The organism is Pseudonocardia endophytica (genome assembly GCF_004339565.1).
GTDB lineage: Bacteria > Actinomycetota > Actinomycetes > Mycobacteriales > Pseudonocardiaceae > Pseudonocardia > Pseudonocardia endophytica.
In genome coordinates, this window is record NZ_SMFZ01000001.1 from 3,268,810 (window position 1) to 3,288,441 (window position 19,632).

Consider the following 19,632-nt stretch of genomic DNA (forward strand, 5'->3'; position numbering starts at 1 on the left):
TCGCCGTCACCGCAGCCTCACCCTCGGGTCGATGACCGCATAGGACAGATCGACGATCAGGTTGACGATCACGTAGACCAGCGCGCCGAGCAGCACGATCGCCTGCAGCCGGGGATAGTCGCGTCTCTCGATGCCCTCGGCGATCAGCGTGCCGATACCTCCCCAGTTGAACACCTTCTCGGTGAGCACGGCGCCGGCCAGCAGCAGACCGGTCTGCAGGCCGATCGTCGTGGACACCGGCAGCAGCGCGTTGCGCAGCACGTGCCGCCCGCGGACCGTGCCCGGCGCGAGGCCCTTGGCGTTGGCGGTGCGCACGAAGTCCGACTCCAGCACGTCCAGCACGGACGCGCGGGTGATCCGGACGATCACCGCCAGCGGGATCGTCGCCAGCGCGATCGCCGGCAGCACGAGGTGGACGACCGCGTCCCAGCTGGCGTCGAACTCCCTGGTGAGGACGCCATCCAGGATCGCGAACCCGGTGACCTGCGTGGCGTCGATGTCCACCGAGGTCCTGCCGGACGGCGGGAACCAGCCGAGGTCGACGGCGAACAGCTGCTTGAGCACGTAGCCGAGGAAGAACACGGGGACCGCGACGCCGACGAGCGTGCCGAGGATCGTGACGTTGTCCCACGGCCGTCCCCGGTAGCGCGCGGCCAGGTACCCGAGCGGGATCCCGGCCAGCACCGCGATCAGCAGCGCGGCCACCGCCAGCTCGATCGTCGCCGGAAGCGCCCGCCCGATCTCGACGAGCACCGGGTCGCCGCTGACCAGCGACGCCCCGAAGTCACCGGTGACCGCCCGGCCCAGGTAGCGCAGGTACTGGATCGGGATCGGCTGGTCCAGCCCGAGCGTCCGGTTCAGCGCGGCGATCGACTCGGGGGTCGCCTTGTCCCCCAGCAGCGCGCCGGCCGGCCCGCCCGGCAGCGACCGCAGCCAGGCGAACAGCAGCACGGACAGGATCAGCAGCGTCGGGATCAGCTGCAGCAACCTGCGCACGACGAATCGCAGCATCGTTCTCCCTCGACTCCCCCGATGTCGACGGCGCCCCCGCCGTCAGCTCTTGCTGACGGTCACGAACCTCTCGTCGGTCAGCGGGGACGGGATCACGCCCTGCACGTTCGACTTCACGACGATCGCCGGTCCGGTCGTCAGGATCGGGACGGCCGGCAGGTACTTCGCCATGATGTCGCGGTTGGCCTGCTGGTAGGCGGCGGCGTGCCCGGCCGGGTCCGGCAGCGAGTCGGCCTTCTGCAGCTCGGCGTACATCGCCGGGTCCTCCTGGCCGAACTCCGCCTTGGGCCGCCCGAAGAACGTGCCGACGAAGTTGCCCGCGTCGTTGTAGTCGCCGGTCCAGCCGAGCAGGTGCAGGTCCTGCTTGCCGGCCTTCTGCACGTCGTCCTTGTAGCCGCCGTTCCACGGCCGGGCCACCGGGTTGACCTTGATCCCGGCCTCGGCGAGGTTCGCCGACATCGCCGAGAACAGGTCGGCCGGGTTCGGCATGTACGGCCGCGTGACCTCGGTCGGGTAGTAGAAGTTCAGCGTCAGGTTCTGCTGGCCCGCCGCGGCGAGGAGCTGCTTCGCCTTGTTCACGTCGTGCGGGTACGCGACGACGTCCGGTGCGTACCCGGCGACGGTGTCCGGCATGAACTGCGTCGCGACCTGCGTGCCCTCCGGCATCTTCGTCTTCACGAGCGAGTCGCGGTCGATCGCGTAGGCGATCGCCTGGCGCACACGGAGATCCCTCAACGCCGGGTTGTTCTTCGTGTTGATGCCGACGTAGAGCACGCTGAACGGCTTGCGGATCAGGACCTGGTCGCCCTGGTCCTTGAGCGTCCCGTAGTCGGCGGGCGACGGGTAGTCGTAGCCGTCGATCGTGCCGGCGGCGAGCTCCTGCTTGCGCGCGTTCTCGTCCGGGATGACCTTGAAGATCAGCTTGTCGACCTTGGCCTTCTCGCCCCAGTACTGGTCGTTGCGCGCCAGCGTGATCACGCCGTTGGCCTTGTCGTAGCTCTCGAACTTGAACGGCCCGGTGCCGGTCGGGTGCTCGTTGGCGTAGGCGGGGTAGGTGAACGAGTCACCGCTCTGGGTCACCGCGTCCGCGTCGTACTGCTTGAGCGCGGTCGGGCTGGAGATCGACAGCGAGGTCAGCCCGAACGCCGCAGGGAACGCGCCCTTGAACTTGTTCAGCGTCAGCACCGCGGTGTTCGCGTCCTTGGCCTGGCAGGACTTGTAGACCGGCGTCCCGGACGCGTCGCCCTCGTTGCGCGTGAAGCCCTCGAAGACGTCGCCGTAGTAGATCATCTGGCTCTGCGCGGCAGCGCCCTTCATGTTCACCCAGCGGTCGAAGTTCGCGCAGACCGCGGCCGCGTCGAAGTCCGTGCCGTCGTGGAACTTCACGCCCTGGCGGAGGTTGAACGTCCACACCTTGCCGTCCGGTGTGGACGACCACTTCTCGGCCAGGCCCGGTTCCAGCTCGGTCGAGCCCTGCTTGTAGGTGATCAGCGTGTCGTACATCTGACGCGCCGGGCGGAAGCTCTCGCCGTCGTCGTTGAAGATCGGGTCGAAGTTCTTCGGCGCACCCGCGGCACCGAACACGAACGTGCCGCCGCCCTCGCCCCCGGAACCTCGCTCGGACGTCGCGCAGGCCGTCAGGGAGACGGCCAGGACGCTCGCGGCGAGGGTGGCGAACAGGCGTCGTTGCACGCTCATGGGCACCTCGGGTGTGGTGGGATCGGCCGTTGGTCCGACGACGGTAACCGCGTCCGTTACCGGCCGGTAGATGCTGATGTCACGGTTTCGGAACGACGGACCCCGCGTGACGTTCGCGGTACATCCGCAGCATGTCCAGCGAGCGCTCGGTGTCCAGAGCACCCGCACGGACCTCGTCGGCGAGCCCGCGGAACACGGCGACCTCGGCCGGGTCCTCGAGATAACTGCTGCCGGTGTGGCTCTCCACGAACACCACGTCGGACCCGAGCTCGTCGGGGATGTCCAGGATCGCGAACTGCCCGTCGTGCGCCCGGAACGTGCCCGCCTCGAACGGCAGGACCTGCAGCGACACGTTCGGGCGTCCGGCGAGCTCGAGCAGGTGGTCCAGCTGCTCGGTCATCACGCCCGGGGGTCCCACGACCCGACGCAGGGCCGCCTCGTCGACGATCTGCACGAGCCCCAGCGGATCGGCGCGGCTCAACGCCTGCTTGCGGTGCACGACCATCTCGACCAGCCGCTCGATCTCCCACGGCTGGTGGCGCGGCAGGCGCTGCTCGAGGATCGCCCACGAGTAGCCGCGGGTCTGGGCGAGACCGTGCAGCACGGAGACGTCGAACGTCGTGACGGCGTCGGCGTCGGTCTCCAGCGCCGCGTACCGGGCCGGGTTGTCCAGCACGTACCGCTCGGTGGACAGCCCGTCGACGTAGCTCTCCCACCAGCCGGCCGAACGGCTCTCCTGCACGAGCCTGCGCAGCATCGCGATCTCGAGATCGGCCCGCACGTCGTAGAGCGACATCAGCACCTCGACGTCGCGCGCCTGCGGGATGCCCTTGCCGTTCTCCAGTCGGCTGACCTTCGACGTGGAGCACTTCAGACGGCTCGCGGCCTCCTCCAGTCGCATGCCGGCGTTGCCGCGCAGCCTGCGCAGTTCGGCGCCCAGACGGCGGCGCGCACCCGTCGGTTCCTGCTCCACGACTCCCGTCCCGACGTTGGTCTCTTCGTGTATACACATGCAATGCCACCGGCTGTGCAATTGCACAGGAGCCCGGCGTGCGCGATGCTACTCGTAACCGGATCGCTCCGGAGGTGGCTCGGGCCACGTGTCGGAACCGGTTCGGACGACGACCGCACACGACCGAGGAGAGCCGATGAACCACAGCACCGAATCCGATCGCACACCCCGGGTCCACCGCGCGGGGAAGACCCGCCGTGCGGTACGAGGGAGGAGGTCCCCATGATCTTCCTGATCGGCATCGTCGTCGTCGGACTCGCCGTCCTGGGCATCGCCGCCGTCGTGATCGGCGTCGTCGACTCCGCACAGTCGGCCGCGTGGCGCCGGATCGCCGCCGAGCGGAGGGCCACGTGGGAGCGGCGCCAGCAGTTGCTCGGGCACCGCCGGAACGTGGACGCCTGGGCCGACGAGGACACGGACTGACGCACGGAGAGGAGCGGCGCGACGACGGGGGGTTGTCGCGCCCGGAGAGGAAACCGGCCGGTCCCGTGCTCGCGGGGCCGGCCGTTCATCGTTCGCAGGGCCGATCGGTGGTGATCTTTATCGGGCATTCGCCGCATCGCCGCCGAACGCCGGGCCACCTCCGAGCCTCGCAGGTACGCGCTGCGGCGCCCCCGCCACGTCGACTCGTGGTCCGACGAGGACGACTGACCCGCTAGAGAGCCCGACGACCGGCCAGCGCGCGTCCGAGCGTCATCTCGTCGGCGAACTCGAGGTCCCCGCCCATCGGCAGACCGGACGCGAGCCGGGTGACCGAGAGCCCGGGAAAGTCCTTCAGCAGGCGGACCAGGTAGGTCGCCGTCGCCTCGCCCTCGGTGTTCGGGTCGGTCGCGATGATGACCTCGGAGATCTCCTTCTCGTCGTCGGCCGGACCGGTGCCGCCGAGACGGGCGAGGAGCTCGCGGATGCGCAGCGTGTCCGGGCCGACGCCGGCCAGCGGATCCAGCGCCCCGCCGAGCACGTGGTAGCGCCCCTTGAACTCCCGGGTCCGCTCGACGGCGAGCACGTCCTTCGGCTCCTCGACGACGCAGACGAGCGTCGGGTCCCGCCGCGCATCCGCGCAGTAGCGACAGCGCTGCTCGGCCGCGACGTTGCCGCACACGTCGCAGAACTTCACGCCCTGCTTGACGGTCTGCAGGACGTCCTGCAGGCGTGTGATGTCCGCAGGGTCCGCCGCGAGCAGGTGGAACGCGATTCGCTGTGCGCTCTTCGGGCCGACGCCGGGAAGGTGGCCCAGCTCGTCGATCAGGTCCTGGACCGGCCCCTCGAACACGTCAGCCCTCGATCGTGCCCGGCCCTCCCAGGCCCAGGCCGCCCATGTCCAGGCCGCTCGCGAGCGGCCCCATCTTCTCCTGCTGCAGGTTCTGCGCGGCCCGCACGGCGTCCTGCAGAGCACCCGCGACGAGGTCCTGCAGCGTCTCGACGTCGTCCGGGTCCACGACCTTCGGGTCGATCTTCACCGAACGCGGCTCCAGCTGGGCCGTGACGGTGACCTCCACCAGACCGTTGCCGGCCTGGCCCGTCACCTCGGCCGTGGCCAGCTCGGCCTGGGCCTGCTGCAGCTGTTCCTGCATCTTCTGCGCCTGCTGCAGGATCATCTGCATGTCGGGCTGACCTGGTTGCACCAGCGGTCTCCTCGCACCTCGACGTTCTCCCCGGCCGCGCGTCGCGCGCGGAAATCCCTCCGACGCGCCCGGCGATCCGGTGCCGGTCGCCAGGGTAGCCGTGCCAGGGTGTCGCTCGTGCCGCCCCGCCGTCCCTCCCGCCCCGCGGGCACCGCCCGCCGCCGTCCGCTGATCCGCACCGCCGGGACGGTGCTGGCCGGGGCGCTGCTCTGCGCGGCCTGCGCCGGTGCCGCACAGGCGCCGACGCGCCCCGCCCCGGTCGCGTCCACCGCGGCGTCGACGGTCGCCGTACCGACATCCGCACCGGCCTCCGTGCCCCGGCCGCCGGCGTCCCCCGGTCCGGTCGTATTGCTCGACCCGGGGCACAACGGCGGCAACGCCTCCGACACCTCCGCGATCAACCGCCAGGTCCCCGACGGCCGTGGCGGGAAGAAGGCCTGCAACACCACCGGCACGTCCACCGACGCCGGCTACGCGGAGCACGCGTTCACCTGGGACCTGGCCCAGCGTGTGAAGGCGCAGCTCGAGGCGGCCGGGTTCCGGGTTGCCCTGACCCGCCCGGACGACAAGGGCGTCGGACCGTGCGTCGACGAGCGCGGTGCGGCCGGAGCTCGCGCGGGCGCGGCCGCGGCCGTGTCGCTGCACGCCGACGGCGCCGCCGCCTCCGGCCGGGGGTTCCACGTGGCCTATTCGTCACCGCCGCTCAACGCCGCCCAGTCCGGACCGGCCCGGACGCTGGCGACCTCGCTGCGCGACGCGATGCAGGCCGGCAACTTCGCTCCGGCCAACTACATCGGCAAGGACGGACTCGACGGCCGCGACGACCTGACCGGCCTGAACGCCGCGACCGTCCCGACCGCCCTGGTCGAGTGCGCGAACATGCGCAACGCGGCGGAGGCTGGCCTGGTCTCGTCACCGGAGGGTCGCGACCGCTACGCCCGAGCGATCACCGCCGGAATCCGGGCGTTCCTGCACCGCTGAGCGGCCCAGCCGCTCGTTGCGTCACACCACCCCGGACGAACGTGTCATCCGTCCGGATCATCGGCACCGGCACCGCACCCGTGCCGTCCGATCGGGCTGGGCCCCGTCGGCGCCGCTCGACGTGAACGTGACGGTCGTGGGGCGCCGCCCGGAGGACGCTCACGTTCACGCCGAGCCGTACTGGCCTCAGCCGCGGTCGATCGTCCGTGCGCCGAGCTCGTTGCTGAGCAACTCCATCGCGGCGACCTCGGGGTCACGGCGCGTCCCGCCGCTCGCCGAGTCGGCGGCCGCCTCGGCCATCATCGACTCCTCGTCGTCGACCTCGGGGGGTGCGTCGTCCGGCGGCGGCTCCGGCGGCAGCGGCTCACCGTTGTCCGGGGCGGACCGGGTGCTTCCGCGCCCGCCCGGTGCGCCGCCACCGCGGGCCCGGTCGGGTGCGTCCTGCCGGCCGGACGACTCCTGGCGGGCCGGCGGGCCCTCGCCCGACCCGCCGGAGCCCTGGTTCGAGTCCTGAGTGGACCGACGGGTCGGTGGCTGGCGCGGACGGCTCTCCTGACGTGTGTTCGCGGGCCGGGCCGCCGCCGGGCCGTCGCCCTGGTCGCAACGCACGGTCCAGCGGACGCCGAGCACGGCGTGCAGCGCGTCCGCGATGACATCGGTGTTGCGCGGCTCGGACAACCGCCGGGCCAGCGGCGGCGATCCGATCGACAGGACGAGCGTGTCCCCGTCCACGGCCCGAACCGTCGCGTTGACGAGAAGCGCCTCGGTGCTGCGGCTGCGCTGGCGGGCGGCCGAGAGGATCTCCGACCAGACCCGGCGGACCGCCGCCGCGTCCAACGAGGACGGGGCGGGCGCGGGACGTGCCGACTCCGGCGGCGCTGAGTCCGGCGGAGCCCCGTCCCGCGGCGGTCGGGGTGCCTGAGTGCTCGCCGGCGGCGCTGAGTCCGGGGGCGCCCCGTCCCGCGGCGGTCGAGGCGCCTGCGTAGTCGCCGCCGGCGCCTCACGGACGGCCGGCCCGGCCGCTTCGCCGCCGGCTGACGCGATCGAAGCGTCGGGGCTCGCCGACCCGGCCGACCGTCCAGGACCTGCCGATCCGGACGTCGGCGCCAGGTCACCCGAACCTGCCGCGTCACCGGCTGGTGTCGGCTCGCCGGACTGTCCCGCCGCGGCGGCGGCGCCCGGGCTCGCCGACTCGGCCGAGCTCGCGCTGCCCGCGGATTCGGCACGTTCGCCGCGACCAGCCGACCCGGCCGTTCCCTCGCGATCCGGCGAACCCGCTGGTTCGACGCGGTCGGCCGAACCCTCGCGACCCCCCGACGGCGCCACGCCGTCGCGGTCGACCGAGCCGGCCGGCCCGTCGCGATCCAGCGAACCCGCTGGTCCGACGCGGCCCACCGAACCCTCGCGACCCCCCGACGGCGCCGCGCCGTCGCGGTCGGCCGAGCCGGCCGGCCCGTCGCGATCCGCCGGTCCGGCCGATCCCGCGCCGCCCGCTGAGCCCGTCTCGTCCTCCGCGGACGGACCGGCCGCGTCACCACGACCGTCCGCTCCGGTCGCGTCCCCGCGCTCCGCCGCTCCCGTCGCGCCCCCACGCTCCGCCGCTCCCGTCGCGCCCCCACGCTCCGCCGCTCCCGTCGCGCCCCCACGCTCCGCCGCTCCCGTCGCGCCCCCACGCTCCGCCGCTCCCGTCGCGCCCCCACGCTCCGCCGCTCCCGTCGCGCCCCCACGCTCCGCCGCTCCCGTCGCGCCCCCGCGCTCCGCCGCTCCCGTCGACGTCTCGCGGTCCGGCGCGCCGTCGCCTGCCGGGGCCGTCTGCGCGGCCGGGGCCTGCCCTGCGGACGACGCCGGGTCGGAGCCGCCGCCGGAGACTGCCGGGTCGCCGGCCCTCGCGGACTCGGGCGCCTCACCGCCGGATCCCGCCGGACCAGCGGACTCCGTGCGTGACGGCGTCGATCCACCGGCGGAGTCGGCGCTCGACCCATCGGCCGAACGTTCCGACCGGGCGGAGCCGGCGTCGTCGTCCCGCGCGGCGAGCCGATCCGACACCGCCTGGCCGGGCGGCTGCGGAGGCGACGGGGCGGCCGTGGTCCCGACGGGGTCGGAGGCGGGTTCCCGCGTCGGCGACGGAGCGGTCGAGCGGGTGGCCGCCTGGCCGGCGTCCGACGAGCGATCATCCGACGAGCCGCGGCCGGACGGTGTGTCCGGGGCCGGCCGTTCCCTGGACTCGGCGTTCGACGACGCTGCGGAGCTCCGCGCGGCCGGCTCGGCAGCCCCCCGCTGTGAGGCACGGACGAACTGCGGGCGTCCCCCGCCGTCGTCGACCGGGGAGTCGGGCGCGATCGCATTGCGCCGCTCGATCCGCTCCAGGCGTTCCAGGAGTCCGGCGTCCGACGTCGTCGCGGCCGGGAGCAGCATCCGCGCGCAGAGGAGTTCGAGGAGGAGACGCGGCGCCGTCGCACCACGCATCTCGATCAGTCCGTTGTGGACGATCTCGCCGTAGCGGGCGAGCGTCGCGGCGCCGAGCCGGGCCGCCTGGTCGGTCATCCGGTCCAGCTCGTCGGCGGCGCCGTCCACCAGCCCTCGGCTGGCCGCCTCCGGGACCGCCTGTACGAGCATCAGGTCCCGGATGCGCTGCAGGAGATCGGCGGCGAACCGGCGCGGGTCGTGCCCGGCCTCGACGAGGCGGTCCACCGCCTGGTAGACGGCGGCGCCGTCGGCCGCGGCAAGGGCGTCGACCGTGTCGTCGATCAGGGCCGCGTCGGTGACGCCGAGAAGCGCGACGGCACGCTCGTACGTCACGCCCTCCGGCCCGGCGCCAGCGAGCAGCTGGTCGAGCACGGACAGCGTGTCCCGCGCCGAGCCACCCCCCGCGCGGATCACCAGCGGGTACACCGGCGGCGCGACGGTCACGCCCTCCTCGTCGCAGATCCGCTCCAGCAGCGAGCGCATGGTGCCCGGCGGGATCAGGCGGAAGGGGTAGTGGTGCGTGCGCGACCGGATCGTCGGCAGCACCTTGTCCGGCTCGGTGGTCGCGAACACGAACACGAGATGGTCCGGCGGCTCTTCGACGATCTTGAGCAGGGCGTTGAAGCCCTGCGTGGTGACCATGTGGGCCTCATCGACGATGAACACGCGGTACCGCGAATCCGCCGGCGCGTAGAACGCCCGGTCCCGCAGCTCGCGCGCGTCCTCCACACCGCCGTGCGAGGCCGCGTCGAGCTCGACGACGTCGATCGATCCGGGGCCCTCCGGCGCGAGCGCGATGCACGAGTCGCACTCACCGCACGGGTCGGGCGTCGGGCCCTGCACGCAGTTCAACGACCGCGCCAGGATCCGCGCCGACGACGTCTTCCCGCAGCCGCGCGGGCCGGAGAACAGGTAGGCGTGGTTGATCCGGCCCGCGGTCAGTGCCGTGGCCAGTGGGTCGGTGACGTGCTCCTGCCCCACGACCTCGGCGAGCTTGGCCGGGCGGTACTTGCGGTACAGAGCCAGTGCCACGCGTCCGAGGCTACCGAGCACCACCGACGGAAACGGGGCCGGGACGAGTAACCAGTTCCATGACGTGAGGGGACCCTGCGGTCCGGCACTACGACATGAGGGGGCCCCGCGCCCTCCGGCACCAGAGCGCCCGCCGACCCCACCCAGGACATGAGGGGACCCCGCGCCCTCCGACATCAGAGCGCCCGCTGACCCCACCCAGGACATGAGGGGACCCCGCGCACCCGCCAGAGCCCGCTGACCCTTGCTGCCTTCCGGCCCTGGGGGAGTTCGCAGGATGGACGCCGCACGGGGTCCACGGACAGTGTAACCACGCGTCGGCGTCCGGTCGCGGACCGAGGGGCCGGTCCGGATCGCACGGATCCGGCAGGTAGCCTTGTCGACGGAGGATTCGCCTAGTGGCCTAGGGCGCACGCTTGGAAAGCGTGTTGGGGGCAACCCCTCACGGGTTCAAATCCCGTATCCTCCGCCGCTGTACGCAGCACGAACGCCGCGCCAGTCCCCTCGGGGTCGGCGCGGCGTTGTCGTTCAGTCTCAGTTCCAGTCTCATTTGCCGTCCGGCGAGCCCCAGATCAGGCCGCCCACGCGCTGGGCAACGTCGTTGCGTACGACGCCGGTGATGTGCTGGTACTGCGCAGCCATCGCCGTCGTCGACCAGCCCATCAGACCCATGACGGCGCGCTCCGGGACGCCGAGGATCAGGAGCACGGTGGCGGCCGTGTGCCGGGCGTCGTGCAGTCGGCCGTCCCGGACCTTGGCGTCGGCCAGCAGGCGCTTCCAGTAGTGGTAGTCCGTGTTCGGGTTGACCGGCTCGCCGGTCTCGGTGGTGAACACGTAGCCCGAGTCCCGCCAGAGGTGCCCCGCCGTCTCCCGCTCCCGGTCCTGCTCTTCCCGGTGGGACTTCAACAGCTCGACCAGTTCGTTCGGGAGCCCGACCGCACGACGGCCCGCGCGGGACTTCGCGTCATCGGTCTCGGGACGGTCCGCGATGCGCTGCGGGCAGTAGCCGGCCTTCTTGCCGCACGAGCCACCGCACCCGTGCCGGTACTTCGGCCGCACCCTGGCCCGCCGGCCCGAACAACCGCTCCGACCAGGCACGATGCCTTCGCATCGAGGAGATACCGCCCTGCGCTCTGGACAGGACGTCGGTGCGGCGGCGGGCCAGGCAGATCAGGGCGGCGTCGTGGCGTTTGCCGGCGGCGCGTTTGCGGTCGTAGTAGGCGCCGCAGGCGGGGTCGGCCAGGGCGGCGATTGCGGACAGGAACAGCGCGGTGAGGCCGTCGAGCCGACGACTACCCTTGCGGTCCCGGAAGGCGAGGGTGCGCCCGTCGAGCACCGATACGCTCCCCGCCGGGTCGCCACGCGGAGAGACATCGACGCACACTCGGTCAGTTCTCGGTCTTCTTCAACGAGATCTCCAGGCCACCCTGCCCCGGGACGGTGACTGACCGGAAAGGTCCCTTCGGGTCGCGTACGTAGGCCAGGTAGTCGGCGTACTGGCGGCGGCCGCTGACCACGTTGTCGCACACCACCAGAGCCCCGGCCCGTAGCTTCGGTGTCACGAGCTTCAACGCCGGTAGGGCCATGGGGATCCAGACGTCGACCAGCATGAAGTCGACCGGGCGGTCGAGATCGATCAGCGTCTCGCGCAGGTCCCCTTCGCGCACATCGACCCAGTCGTCGAGCCCGGCTCGTTGCAGGTTGGCCCGCGCGGCGGCGACCTTGCCCGGTTCGTGCTCGGTCCCCACGACGAGGCCAGCACCGAGCTGCTCGCCGTCCGCGCTTTCGGTTACGGCGTCGCGCACTGCCGAGGCCAGGTAGATGGTGGACAACCCGTAGGAGGTGCCTGCCTCCACCACGCGCCGAGCGCCGATCGACCGGCACAGCAAGTAGCACAGGGCCGCCTTCTGGGGCTCCAGCGCGACCAGCTTGTCGGCCAGCCAAGCCTTGCCCTCCGGAGACTGGGTCGTGTCCCAGCCACCCGTGCGCAGCCTCGTCCTCACCGCCCGCAACAGCATCGGCACCGCAGCAGGCAACATCTGCCCTCGGCTACGCCGATACAGCTCGTCGACGACAAGTCGCGCCTTGTCGTCCAACACCGACCCAGCCGTCTTCCCCGTCACCGACGATCCTCCATCTCCCAACCCCTACTGAGGCTACCCTTACTATCGGCATTCCACGACGCGCCTCCCAGCTCTGCCCCGGGATTCCGATGCTCTGGGCTCTGCCCACACCCGACATCGCTCGGAGGCCAAGGAGGGGCTGGCCTCCTCACGGCGCGCCGAGACGGCTACCGGAACCCGCGCCGCGAGGAGACCAGCACGAGGGCACCCGTGACGTGGAAGAACCACCCCGAGTGGATCGCTACGGAGTCTCAGTTCCGGTCTCATCTGCCGTCCGACGAGCCCCAGATCGGGCCGCCCCACGCTGGGCGACGTCACCGCGTACGACGCCGAGGATCAGGAGCACCGTCGCTGCTGTGTGCCGGCATCGCGCAGCGACCGCCCCGGACCTCACAGGTGATGGCGCGCAGCAACAGGACAGGAGGCCCATCGCCCCGCAGCGCCCGTGGATCGAGCCGTCGGTCATGTCGAGGTCGACCTCGGTGAGCCCGTCGGACATCGACGTCGTGACACCCTGCCGGCGGAGGTGACGCGAGTGCTCGACCCGCACTGGGTGTTCGTCGCCGCCGCGCTCGGCCTGATCGGCAGCGTCCGCTACGCGGTCGCGACGCTCGTGGGCTCCGCACGGCCGAACCTCGTGACGTTCTCGCTCTGGGCCGCGGCACCGCTGATCGGGTTCTTCGCCCAGCTCGACGCCGGCGTCGGGCTACCGGCCGTCCAGACGCTCGTGGCCGGGGTCGGGCCGTCGTTCGTCGTCGTGTCCGGAATGGTCAGCAGGCACGGACGGGCCCGGATCGGAGTCTTCGACGTGGCGTGCGCGGCTGTCGCGGTGCTGGCCCTCGGTGTGTGGCTGGGGCTCGGGCAGGCGCCGCTCGCCGTGTTCGTCGCGGTCGCCGCCGACGCGATCGCCGCGCTCCCGACGATCCGCAAGGCGTGGCGGGACCCGGGCTCGGAGAACGTGCTGTTCTACGTCCTCATCGGAGCCGGTGCGACGGTCACCCTCCTGACGATCACCACATGGGAGCCGTCGACCTGGGCGTTCGCGCTCTACATCCTCGTCCTGTGTGTACTGATCATCGTCCTGGTCGTGACGCGCCGGTACGCGCGACGGCCCCGTGACCGGCGACACTGAGGACACGGCCGGACCGCGGCCGCCCGAACAGCTCGACGGCGACGGCATCACGGTGCGCGTACTCCGCGGGTCCGACCGATCGCTCGAGCAGGAGCTGTCGGGGGACCCGGACAGTCCTGGCCCGGTCGCTTCCGTCCGATCAGGACGCGTAGTCCGGCAGCTCCGGCTCCGCGGTCACCCGCGGGTAGGTGGCGAGCTGGTCGGCGACCGTGACGCCGAGCTGCGCGAAGTCGGTCGGGAACGTCAGCGGGTCCACTCCGGGCGCCAGCAGCTGCCCGCACACCGCGCGGTCGATCCGGGACGGGTCGGCGGGCCCGTCGTGGTCCAGCGCGTCGATCACCAGCGCGTACGCGACGGGGTCGCTCGTGCCGGTCGTGATGTGGTCGGCGGGATGGGCCGGGCAGATCGACTGCAGTGACACGTTCGCGACGTTGTCCCCGCCGTCGCGCAGCGGCGAGCTGGGCGGCGGGGCCGCGTCCGGCAGCACGGGGGGCTGCGGGAGGTTCGGGAAGACCACCTCGTCGAGCTCGGTGTAGGCCACCGTGTAGTCGACGGCGTCGTAGGTCTCGCCGCCGTCGTTCAGAGCCGCGACGAACTGCGAGTCCGCGGCCTGCTGGGCGATCGCCGGTGCGCAGCCGGGCAGGCAGACCGGGTCCGCGACGAGCGTCCCGTGGTTCGACGGTGCCAGCCCGATCACGTCGTCCACGTCCGGACGCGTGCCCGGCCAGAACTTCAGTGCCCAGCGGGTGATCATCCCGCCCTGGCTGTGCCCGACGACGTCGATCGGCCTCCCGGCGTCCTCGGACATCGTGCGGATCGCGTTCACGACGTACTCGGCGGCCGTCGGGATGTCGCCCATCCCGTGCCCGGGGAGGTTCACGGTGCAGAACGGCCGGTGCTGGGCGTCGAACGCACGCGCGTAGTTCCAGGAGAACTCCTGTGGGTCGAGCGTGGTGCCCGGGATCAGCAGGACCGGTGCGTGCGGGGAGCCGGCCAGGTCGCCGTGGCAGCTCAGGCTCTGCGCCAGATCCTGCTCGGGTACCTGCAGCTCCGGGCCCTCGTCGGAGGCCCACGCCGTCGCCATCGAGCCGCCGAGCCCGAGCGCCACCGCCACGGTGAGCGCCGCCATCCGTGACACGGTGCGCATCCGTCCCCCCTCCGTCGCCGGCTTCCTCGTGATCAACGAGCCGGGCGCCGGACCGGATACGACGATCGGCCCGCGGCCATGATCCGCAGAAAGCGCGCCTGTCCGGAGTGCGCGCGCGCCCGGACACGCGCTTTCTCCGGAACAGCGCGCGTTGTCCGCGCAGGCGCGCGTCCGTGACCGCTCGCGGATGGTCGCGGTGGGCTCGGCCACCACTGCTTCACCGGCTTCCCGGCATCGTCCACACTGGAGACGGACCGCCCACCGGCGGACCCCCGGACGAGACGCGCCGTACCCGGAACGCCAAGACGACGCACCGGAGGTGCGCCGTGGCATGGATCTGTCTCGTCGTCAGTGGACTGTTCGAGACCGTGTGGGCCGCAGCCCTGTCGCAGAGCAGGGGCTTCGGCAGGCTCGTCCCGTCGGTCGTGTTCCTCGTCGCGCTGGTGCTCAGCATGGGTGGGCTCGCGTTCGCCCTGCGCGAGCTGCCGGTCGGGACCGCGTACGCCGTCTGGGTCGGCATCGGAGCGGTCGGTACCGCCGTGTACGGGATGGTCGCGCTCGGCGAGGCCGCGTCCGTCGGGCGGCTGCTGTGCCTGGTCGCGATCGTCGCGGGCGTCGCAGGCCTCAAGATCCTGACCTGAGACGCCGAGCGGGCCGGTCGGAGTCCCGACCGGCCCGCCGCCGGGGAGCGGTCTACTCGAACGGGCCGTTCTTCAGCAGCCCGCCGGTCGGACCCTCGACCAACCGCGGGTCCGGCTGCGGGAGCTTGGTCTCGGTGCCGCCGATCTCGTCCGGCCGGTTGGTCGGTGAGAACGTGTCCAGCGCGTCGAGGAAGCCGGCGTTCGCCGTGTCGGCCGTGCCGAGCACGGCCTGGACCGGCTGCAGCGCGCCCTGCGTCGACGGGTAGCCGTCACTGTTCTCACGGACGCTGTCGTAGCCGTAGCCCTGGGTGCTACCGCCCTGCGGGGCGTCGTCGCCCTCGTCCGCCGAGGCGGTCCCGGCCGCGGCGATCGGCAGGACCACGCCGGCCAGACCCAGCGAGGCCGCGAGGATGCGCTTGCGTGCGTTCATGTCCGTCGTCCTCACATGTCGTCCGCGCCGGCCTTAATGGCCTCGCGAATCCGGTTGTAGGTGCCGCACCGGCAGATGTTGCGGATCTCCTCGATCGCCGCGTCGTCGACGTCGCGGCCCTCGGCGTTGCACTGGTTGACCTTGGCGACCGCGGCCATGATCTGGCCGGGCTGGCAGTAGCCGCACTGGGCGACGTCGTGGTCGATCCACGCCTGCTGCATCGGGTGCAGGTCCTGGCCGGACGTCGCCGCGAGGCCCTCGATCGTGGTGATCTCGTCCTCCGGCCTGACGTCGCCGACCGGCACCGAGCAGGGGTTGAATGCCTTGCCGTTGTAGTGGCTGGTGCACGCCTTGCAGACGTTGATCCCGCACCCGTACTTCGGGCCGGTGACGCCCAGGACGTCGCGGATCACCCAGAGCAGGCGGACGTCGTCCTCGATGTCGACGGAGACCTGCTGGCCGTTCAACGTGAACGTGTGCTGTCCCATGTGAGGTCTCCTCAGCCGTACGTGGTCTCGAGGCCGTTGGTGGGCGACGGCGGGATCGGCGGGATCGTCGGATACGGCTCGAACGGGAGCGGTTCCTTGTGGTTCAGCGGGAAGTACGTCGGCACCGTTCCGGTCGCCCTGGCGTAGGCGCAGGCGATCGCGCCGCACGTGGCGGCGATGCCGAACTCACCGGCGCCACCCGGTTCCGGCGCCTCCGAGTTCTCGACGACGACGACGTTCAGCTCGATCGGCGTGTTCCACTGCCGGGTGTAGAAGTAGTTGTCCCAGCTCGCCTCGACGAAGTGGCCGTCGTCCAGGTGCAGGCTCGACGTCAGCGTCATGGCCAGCGCGTCGTTGATCCCGCCCATCATCTGGGCCTCTAGACCACGCGGGTTGATCACCAGCCCGACGTCGACCACGTAGGTGACCTTGGTGACGCGCGGACCGGTGCGCGCCTGGCGGATCTGCCGGTTCACCGTCTCCGGACGGCAGTCCAGCTCGACGATCGCCACCGCGACGCCCTTGTACTCGACGTGCATGCCGATGCCCTGGGCCGTCCCCGGCTCCATCGACTTGCCCCAGTCGCCTTCCTTGGCGGCCGTGTCCAGCGCGTTGCGCCAGCGGTCGAGCTTCGTGAACTCGGCACGGAACTCGTACGGGTCCTTGCCGAGCTTGTTCGCGATCTGGTCGACCATCAGCTCGCGCGCCGTCGCCGTGTCCGGCGAGTAGATGTTGCGCATCGAGGTCGTGTTGAACCGCATGTCGACCTCGTTGAGCAGGCTGGTCGACACGCCGAAGTGGTACGGCGTCACCTGGGTCGTGACGTAGATGCTCTGCGAGATCGAGAGGTTGCCGAGCGGCGCCTTCTGGGCCGCGGCCGTGATCGGCTCGGACAGGCCGGGGTTCAGCTCGGCGGACACGCTGGTGTGCCGCTGCTCGAAGCTGAGCACGGCGTCCTTGCTGACCTCGGCCCGGATCCGCGACGTGGCCAGCGGGTGCACGCGGCCGTAGCGCGCGTCGTCGGCGCGGGTCCACATCAGCTTGACCGGCTTGCCCATGGCCTGGGAGATCTGGGATGCCTCGAGGGCCGCGTCGAAGAACAGCTTGCGACCGAACGATCCGCCGCCCTCCAGCACGTGGAACGTGACGGCGTTCTGCGCCATGCCGAGCTTCTTCGCGATCTCGGCCTGCGCCGCGATCGGGCTCTTGGCGGGCGACCAGATCTCGGCCGAGCCGTCCCGCACGTCCGCGATCGCGCAGCTCGGTTCCAGCGAGGCGTTGCTGCGGAAGTAGAACGTGAACTCGCCCTCGAGCGTCTCGCCGACGCCGGACGGTACGGCCAGCGGCAGCTCGCCGCCCTTCACCTTGGCCAGCACCGAGTCGTCGTTCTCGCCCTCGACGGTGCCACCGTCCCAGTCGATGCTCAGCGCGTTGACGGCGTCGATGCACTGGCCGTAGGTCCTGGCGCGCACCGCGACCCCGAACGGCACCTCGGCGACGTCGGTCACGCCCGGCATGCCCCGGACCTCGTCGATGTTGTTCACGCCCTGCGGACCCGAGTTCAGGTTCGGGCCCCGGCAGACGACCGTCGGCAACGCGTCCGGGATCGGCATGTCGGTCGTGAACTTCTTCTCGCCGGTGACCATGGCCCGGGCGTCCATCTTGGTCCGCGGCTTGCCGATGATCGTGAACTTCTCGCGCTCCTTGAGCACGACGTCCGCGACCTGCGTGACCGGCGCGGCGGCCTTCTCGGTCAGCTCCCCGAACGGCAGTTCCTCGCCGTTCAGCCCGGTGATCAGCCCCTGCCGGCTGGACAGGACGTTGCGGTCCTGGCGGAGCTCGGCGGCGGCGGCATCCAGCAGGCGGCCCCTGGCGAGCGCCGCGGCCACCCGGATCGGCGTGTAGGTGGAGAACGTGGTGCTCGAGCCGCCGGTCAGCTGGTTGAACACCAGTTCCGGCCGGGCGTCGGCGAGCGTGACGCGCACCTGGTCCGGGTCCAGGTCCATCTCCTCCGCGATGATCATCGCGGTGGACGTCAGGATGCCCTGGCCGTTCTCCGATCGCGGGATCGCGAACGAGACCGTGTTGTCCTTGTTGACCTCGACGGTGACCAGGTTCGCGGTCGGGCGAGCGGAGTCGCGGATGACGTCCAGGAGGTCGTAGAGCTCCGCAGGGAGCGGGGCCGACGGGATCGCGGCCGCCGACGCGTTCGGCGTGCCGACCGACCCGAACACGGCCTGGCGGCCGATCTCGGCCGCGACGACGAGCGTGGGAGCGGCGACCACGTACCCGAGGAAGCGCCGCCGGCTGAGATTGGTGCGCCCGAAGCCGGCCTTCGTGCCGTCGGGGATCGGGCGCTCAGTGGTGGATGCACGGAAGGCGGGCATCGTTGTCCTCTCCGAACTACCGGGCGGCTCGTGGCGTGGGGAGCGCGAGCCGACCGGTGACTGCCGGAGCGACCCATGGCCGGGGAGCGGAGCCGTCCGGAACTGCTTGCGGGCCAACGAGGCCCCCACCTGGGCGGATACGCGATAACCGGACAACGGGTCGTTTTTCGGAGGTGCGACGAGAACGGCAGGCGTTCGAGCTGAACAGCGCAAATGAGGGCACCCTCATCAGCTCATGCGGTCGATGTGCCGGATCGGCTCCGCAGATGCGGATCGATCACCAAGCCACTCCACTCACCCGAACGGGTGTATAGCGATACGGGCGGGCAGACTCGTTACGCCGCTGGGACGAACGCGCTCGCGGGACCTGGCCCGACCGGACGGGCGACCTGCGACCGACCGAGAGCGGCTCGGCCCGAACGGGAGCATCGGCACCGTCGCCCGGCGACCTCCGCACCCGAGGACGGGGCGGTCGTCGCCGTGCGGCAGAGGCCGGAGTGCGGAGAAACAGCGACGGCCGGGCCCTGTGGACCCGGCCGTTCGACCTGGCGGTGGCGGTGGGATTTGAACCCACGGAGGGCGTGAACCCTCACGCGCTTTCGAGGGGTGGACGGGATCATCCGAGCGGCACCGTCGGCGTTCCGACCTGCGGCGGGAGTTCGGGCACCGACGGCCGCGGACGATCACGGCTACCCCTGAATGAGACTAGAACTGAGACTGACGGAGATCATCGGCAGAGCGCGTCTGACCACCGTGGACGGCACGGAATGACGTCGCACTGCACCACGTCCCGGGTGGCCTCGTGACGGCCGCACAGATCGGCACGGTGGACATCCCTTCTGCCGGTGGCGCCGACACGGACCGGCGGCATCGGCCGGCTGGCCCGGGCCGACCTGGGCGCGCCGGAGGCTGGCGCACAGGGCAGGCCCATGGGCCCGCCGGCCGATGCCAACGGGACCGGGGCGCCGCCGACCGGCGGCCAAGGGCTTGTCCCATCTGCCATATCTGTCCGCCCCCTCGACGAGCACACAGTCGCGGACGTCGGTGAACTGTGGCGACCGAACTTCCGACGCCGGGCCTGGTGGAGGCAGCGGCGGACCTCCTGCCGTCGATCTCCGACCCGTCCGGTACGGGCTCGGTCATCAGCGAGGGGCCGCGGTGGGAGATCGTCGTCAGCCCCGGTGTGATCCGCGTCCGGACCCGCGACCACGCCCGTGCTGAACGCACGTATGAACGTCAGCTCAGGCACCACCTGGCGGACGTCGACATCGCGGCGGCGTACCTCGCGAATGGGAAGGAGGTGCCAGAGCCGCTCCCGACCCGCGGGACCATCTACGCCTGGAGCGCAAAGTCCCGAGCGCGGCTGGTCGCTCGGTTGTCCGACCTGGATTACACCCGTCTCTACGGCCGGTACCGGATCTGTTCCGAGTGCACCACGGAGCACTCCGATTAGCTCGAC

Annotated in this window: 16 protein-coding genes, 1 tRNA gene, 1 other RNA gene, 2 pseudogenes and 1 riboswitch; of the genes and pseudogenes, 6 read left to right on the forward strand and 14 right to left on the reverse strand. The window is 71.6% G+C overall.

Annotated features, from left to right (window positions below):
• Nucleotides 1–6: 6 nt before the first annotated feature.
• The 3 genes from EV378_RS15035 to EV378_RS15045 all read right to left on the reverse strand — a co-directional run bounded on the left by EV378_RS15035 (nt 7) and on the right by EV378_RS15045 (nt 3,682).
• A complete protein-coding gene (locus tag EV378_RS15035) occupies nt 7–1,011 on the reverse strand; it encodes an ABC transporter permease (RefSeq protein WP_132425505.1) in 1,005 nt (334 codons plus the stop codon).
• 42 nt (nt 1,012–1,053) lie between these two features.
• Entirely contained in the window at nt 1,054–2,709 is a 1,656-nt protein-coding gene (locus tag EV378_RS15040) for an ABC transporter substrate-binding protein (protein ID WP_132425508.1), read from the reverse strand.
• 79 nt (nt 2,710–2,788) lie between these two features.
• On the reverse strand, nt 2,789–3,682 hold the full coding sequence (locus EV378_RS15045; RefSeq protein ID WP_165922296.1) for a helix-turn-helix domain-containing protein: 894 nt from the start codon (nt 3,680–3,682) through the stop codon (nt 2,789–2,791).
• 261 nt (nt 3,683–3,943) lie between these two features.
• Between EV378_RS15045 and EV378_RS15050 the strand changes: the two genes are divergently transcribed.
• Nucleotides 3,944–4,144 carry a hypothetical protein gene (locus EV378_RS15050; RefSeq protein WP_132425514.1) on the forward strand — a complete coding sequence of 67 codons (201 nt, stop codon included), beginning with the start codon at nt 3,944–3,946 and terminating at the stop codon, nt 4,142–4,144.
• Nucleotides 4,145–4,376: 232 nt separating this feature from the next.
• Here the strand turns inward: EV378_RS15050 and recR are convergent, their stop codons facing one another.
• Nucleotides 4,377–4,994 carry a recombination mediator RecR gene (gene recR / locus EV378_RS15055; protein WP_132425517.1) on the reverse strand — a complete coding sequence of 206 codons (618 nt, stop codon included), beginning with the start codon at nt 4,992–4,994 and terminating at the stop codon, nt 4,377–4,379.
• 1 nt (nt 4,995) lies between these two features.
• Nucleotides 4,996–5,349 (reverse strand): YbaB/EbfC family nucleoid-associated protein, encoded by a 354-nt coding sequence (locus EV378_RS15060; protein WP_132427931.1) that lies wholly within the window; start codon nt 5,347–5,349, stop codon nt 4,996–4,998.
• A 114-nt stretch (nt 5,350–5,463) separates the two neighbouring features.
• On the opposite strand from EV378_RS15060, the gene EV378_RS15065 reads away from it, so the two are divergent.
• Entirely contained in the window at nt 5,464–6,327 is an 864-nt protein-coding gene (locus EV378_RS15065; protein ID WP_243653466.1) for an N-acetylmuramoyl-L-alanine amidase, read from the forward strand.
• A gap of 1,941 nt (nt 6,328–8,268) precedes the next feature.
• On the opposite strand, the pseudogene EV378_RS37065 reads toward EV378_RS15065, so the two are convergent.
• Together EV378_RS37065 and ffs are read right to left on the reverse strand one after the other, a co-directional pair.
• Nucleotides 8,269–9,825, reverse strand: a pseudogene (locus tag EV378_RS37065) (DNA polymerase III subunit gamma and tau); the annotation flags it as partial.
• Nucleotides 9,826–10,030: 205 nt separating this feature from the next.
• Nucleotides 10,031–10,125, reverse strand: an RNA gene (ffs, locus tag EV378_RS15075) — signal recognition particle sRNA small type.
• Nucleotides 10,126–10,209: 84 nt separating this feature from the next.
• On the opposite strand from ffs, the gene EV378_RS15080 reads away from it, so the two are divergent.
• Nucleotides 10,210–10,294, forward strand: a tRNA-Ser gene (locus EV378_RS15080).
• A 77-nt stretch (nt 10,295–10,371) separates the two neighbouring features.
• Here the strand turns inward: EV378_RS15080 and EV378_RS36335 are convergent.
• From EV378_RS36335 to EV378_RS15095, 3 genes and pseudogenes are all read right to left on the reverse strand, one after another.
• On the reverse strand, nt 10,372–10,815 hold the full coding sequence (locus tag EV378_RS36335; protein ID WP_279389650.1) for a tyrosine-type recombinase/integrase: 444 nt from the start codon (nt 10,813–10,815) through the stop codon (nt 10,372–10,374).
• Between the two features lie 148 nt (nt 10,816–10,963).
• Nucleotides 10,964–11,122, reverse strand: a pseudogene (locus tag EV378_RS15090) (IS110 family transposase); the annotation flags it as partial.
• 91 nt (nt 11,123–11,213) lie between these two features.
• Nucleotides 11,214–11,948, reverse strand: a complete 735-nt coding sequence (locus tag EV378_RS15095; protein ID WP_207908672.1) for an O-methyltransferase — start codon at nt 11,946–11,948, stop codon at nt 11,214–11,216.
• Nucleotides 11,949–12,483: 535 nt separating this feature from the next.
• On the opposite strand from EV378_RS15095, the gene EV378_RS15100 reads away from it, so the two are divergent.
• Nucleotides 12,484–13,080 carry a hypothetical protein gene (locus EV378_RS15100; protein WP_132425523.1) on the forward strand — a complete coding sequence of 199 codons (597 nt, stop codon included), beginning with the start codon at nt 12,484–12,486 and terminating at the stop codon, nt 13,078–13,080.
• Between the two features lie 139 nt (nt 13,081–13,219).
• Here EV378_RS15100 and EV378_RS15105 read toward each other — a convergent pair whose 3' ends face one another.
• Nucleotides 13,220–14,209: an esterase/lipase family protein gene (locus EV378_RS15105; RefSeq protein ID WP_132425526.1), complete on the reverse strand. Its 990-nt coding sequence runs from the start codon at nt 14,207–14,209 to the stop codon at nt 13,220–13,222.
• 267 nt (nt 14,210–14,476) lie between these two features.
• Nucleotides 14,477–14,542: riboswitch (guanidine-III (ykkC-III) riboswitch) on the forward strand.
• Nucleotides 14,543–14,553: 11 nt separating this feature from the next.
• Between EV378_RS15105 and EV378_RS15110 the strand changes: the two genes are divergently transcribed.
• The gene (locus tag EV378_RS15110) at nt 14,554–14,868 is read left to right on the forward strand and encodes an SMR family transporter (protein WP_132425529.1); all 315 of its coding nucleotides are present in this window, start codon (nt 14,554–14,556) and stop codon (nt 14,866–14,868) included.
• 52 nt (nt 14,869–14,920) lie between these two features.
• On the opposite strand, the gene EV378_RS15115 is transcribed toward EV378_RS15110, so the two are convergent.
• Genes EV378_RS15115 through EV378_RS15125 form a run of 3 tightly spaced genes read right to left on the reverse strand, consistent with a single transcriptional unit; the run spans nt 14,921 to nt 18,173 of the window.
• Nucleotides 14,921–15,298, reverse strand: a complete 378-nt coding sequence (locus EV378_RS15115) for a hypothetical protein (protein WP_132425532.1) — start codon at nt 15,296–15,298, stop codon at nt 14,921–14,923.
• 11 nt (nt 15,299–15,309) lie between these two features.
• Nucleotides 15,310–15,786 (reverse strand): (2Fe-2S)-binding protein, encoded by a 477-nt coding sequence (locus EV378_RS15120; RefSeq protein WP_132425535.1) that lies wholly within the window; start codon nt 15,784–15,786, stop codon nt 15,310–15,312.
• Between the two features lie 11 nt (nt 15,787–15,797).
• The gene (locus EV378_RS15125) at nt 15,798–18,173 is read right to left on the reverse strand and encodes a molybdopterin cofactor-binding domain-containing protein (RefSeq protein ID WP_132425538.1); all 2,376 of its coding nucleotides are present in this window, start codon (nt 18,171–18,173) and stop codon (nt 15,798–15,800) included.
• A 1,051-nt stretch (nt 18,174–19,224) separates the two neighbouring features.
• Here EV378_RS15125 and EV378_RS15130 point away from each other — a divergent pair.
• Complete coding sequence (locus EV378_RS15130) at nt 19,225–19,626, forward strand: hypothetical protein (protein WP_132425541.1); 402 nt, start codon at nt 19,225–19,227, stop codon at nt 19,624–19,626.
• Nucleotides 19,627–19,632 lie beyond the last annotated feature (6 nt).

Coding starts and splice junctions, on each gene's coding strand:
- EV378_RS15035 (WP_132425505.1), bottom strand. CDS start 1,011: ATGCTGCGATTCGTCGTGCGCAGGTTGCTGCAGCTGATCCCGACGCTG.
- EV378_RS15040 (WP_132425508.1), bottom strand. CDS start 2,709: ATGAGCGTGCAACGACGCCTGTTCGCCACCCTCGCCGCGAGCGTCCTG.
- EV378_RS15050 (WP_132425514.1), top strand. CDS start 3,944: ATGATCTTCCTGATCGGCATCGTCGTCGTCGGACTCGCCGTCCTGGGC.
- EV378_RS15105 (WP_132425526.1), bottom strand. CDS start 14,209: ATGGCGGCGCTCACCGTGGCGGTGGCGCTCGGGCTCGGCGGCTCGATG.
- EV378_RS15115 (WP_132425532.1), bottom strand. CDS start 15,298: ATGAACGCACGCAAGCGCATCCTCGCGGCCTCGCTGGGTCTGGCCGGC.
- EV378_RS15120 (WP_132425535.1), bottom strand. CDS start 15,786: ATGGGACAGCACACGTTCACGTTGAACGGCCAGCAGGTCTCCGTCGAC.
- EV378_RS15125 (WP_132425538.1), bottom strand. CDS start 18,173: ATGCCCGCCTTCCGTGCATCCACCACTGAGCGCCCGATCCCCGACGGC.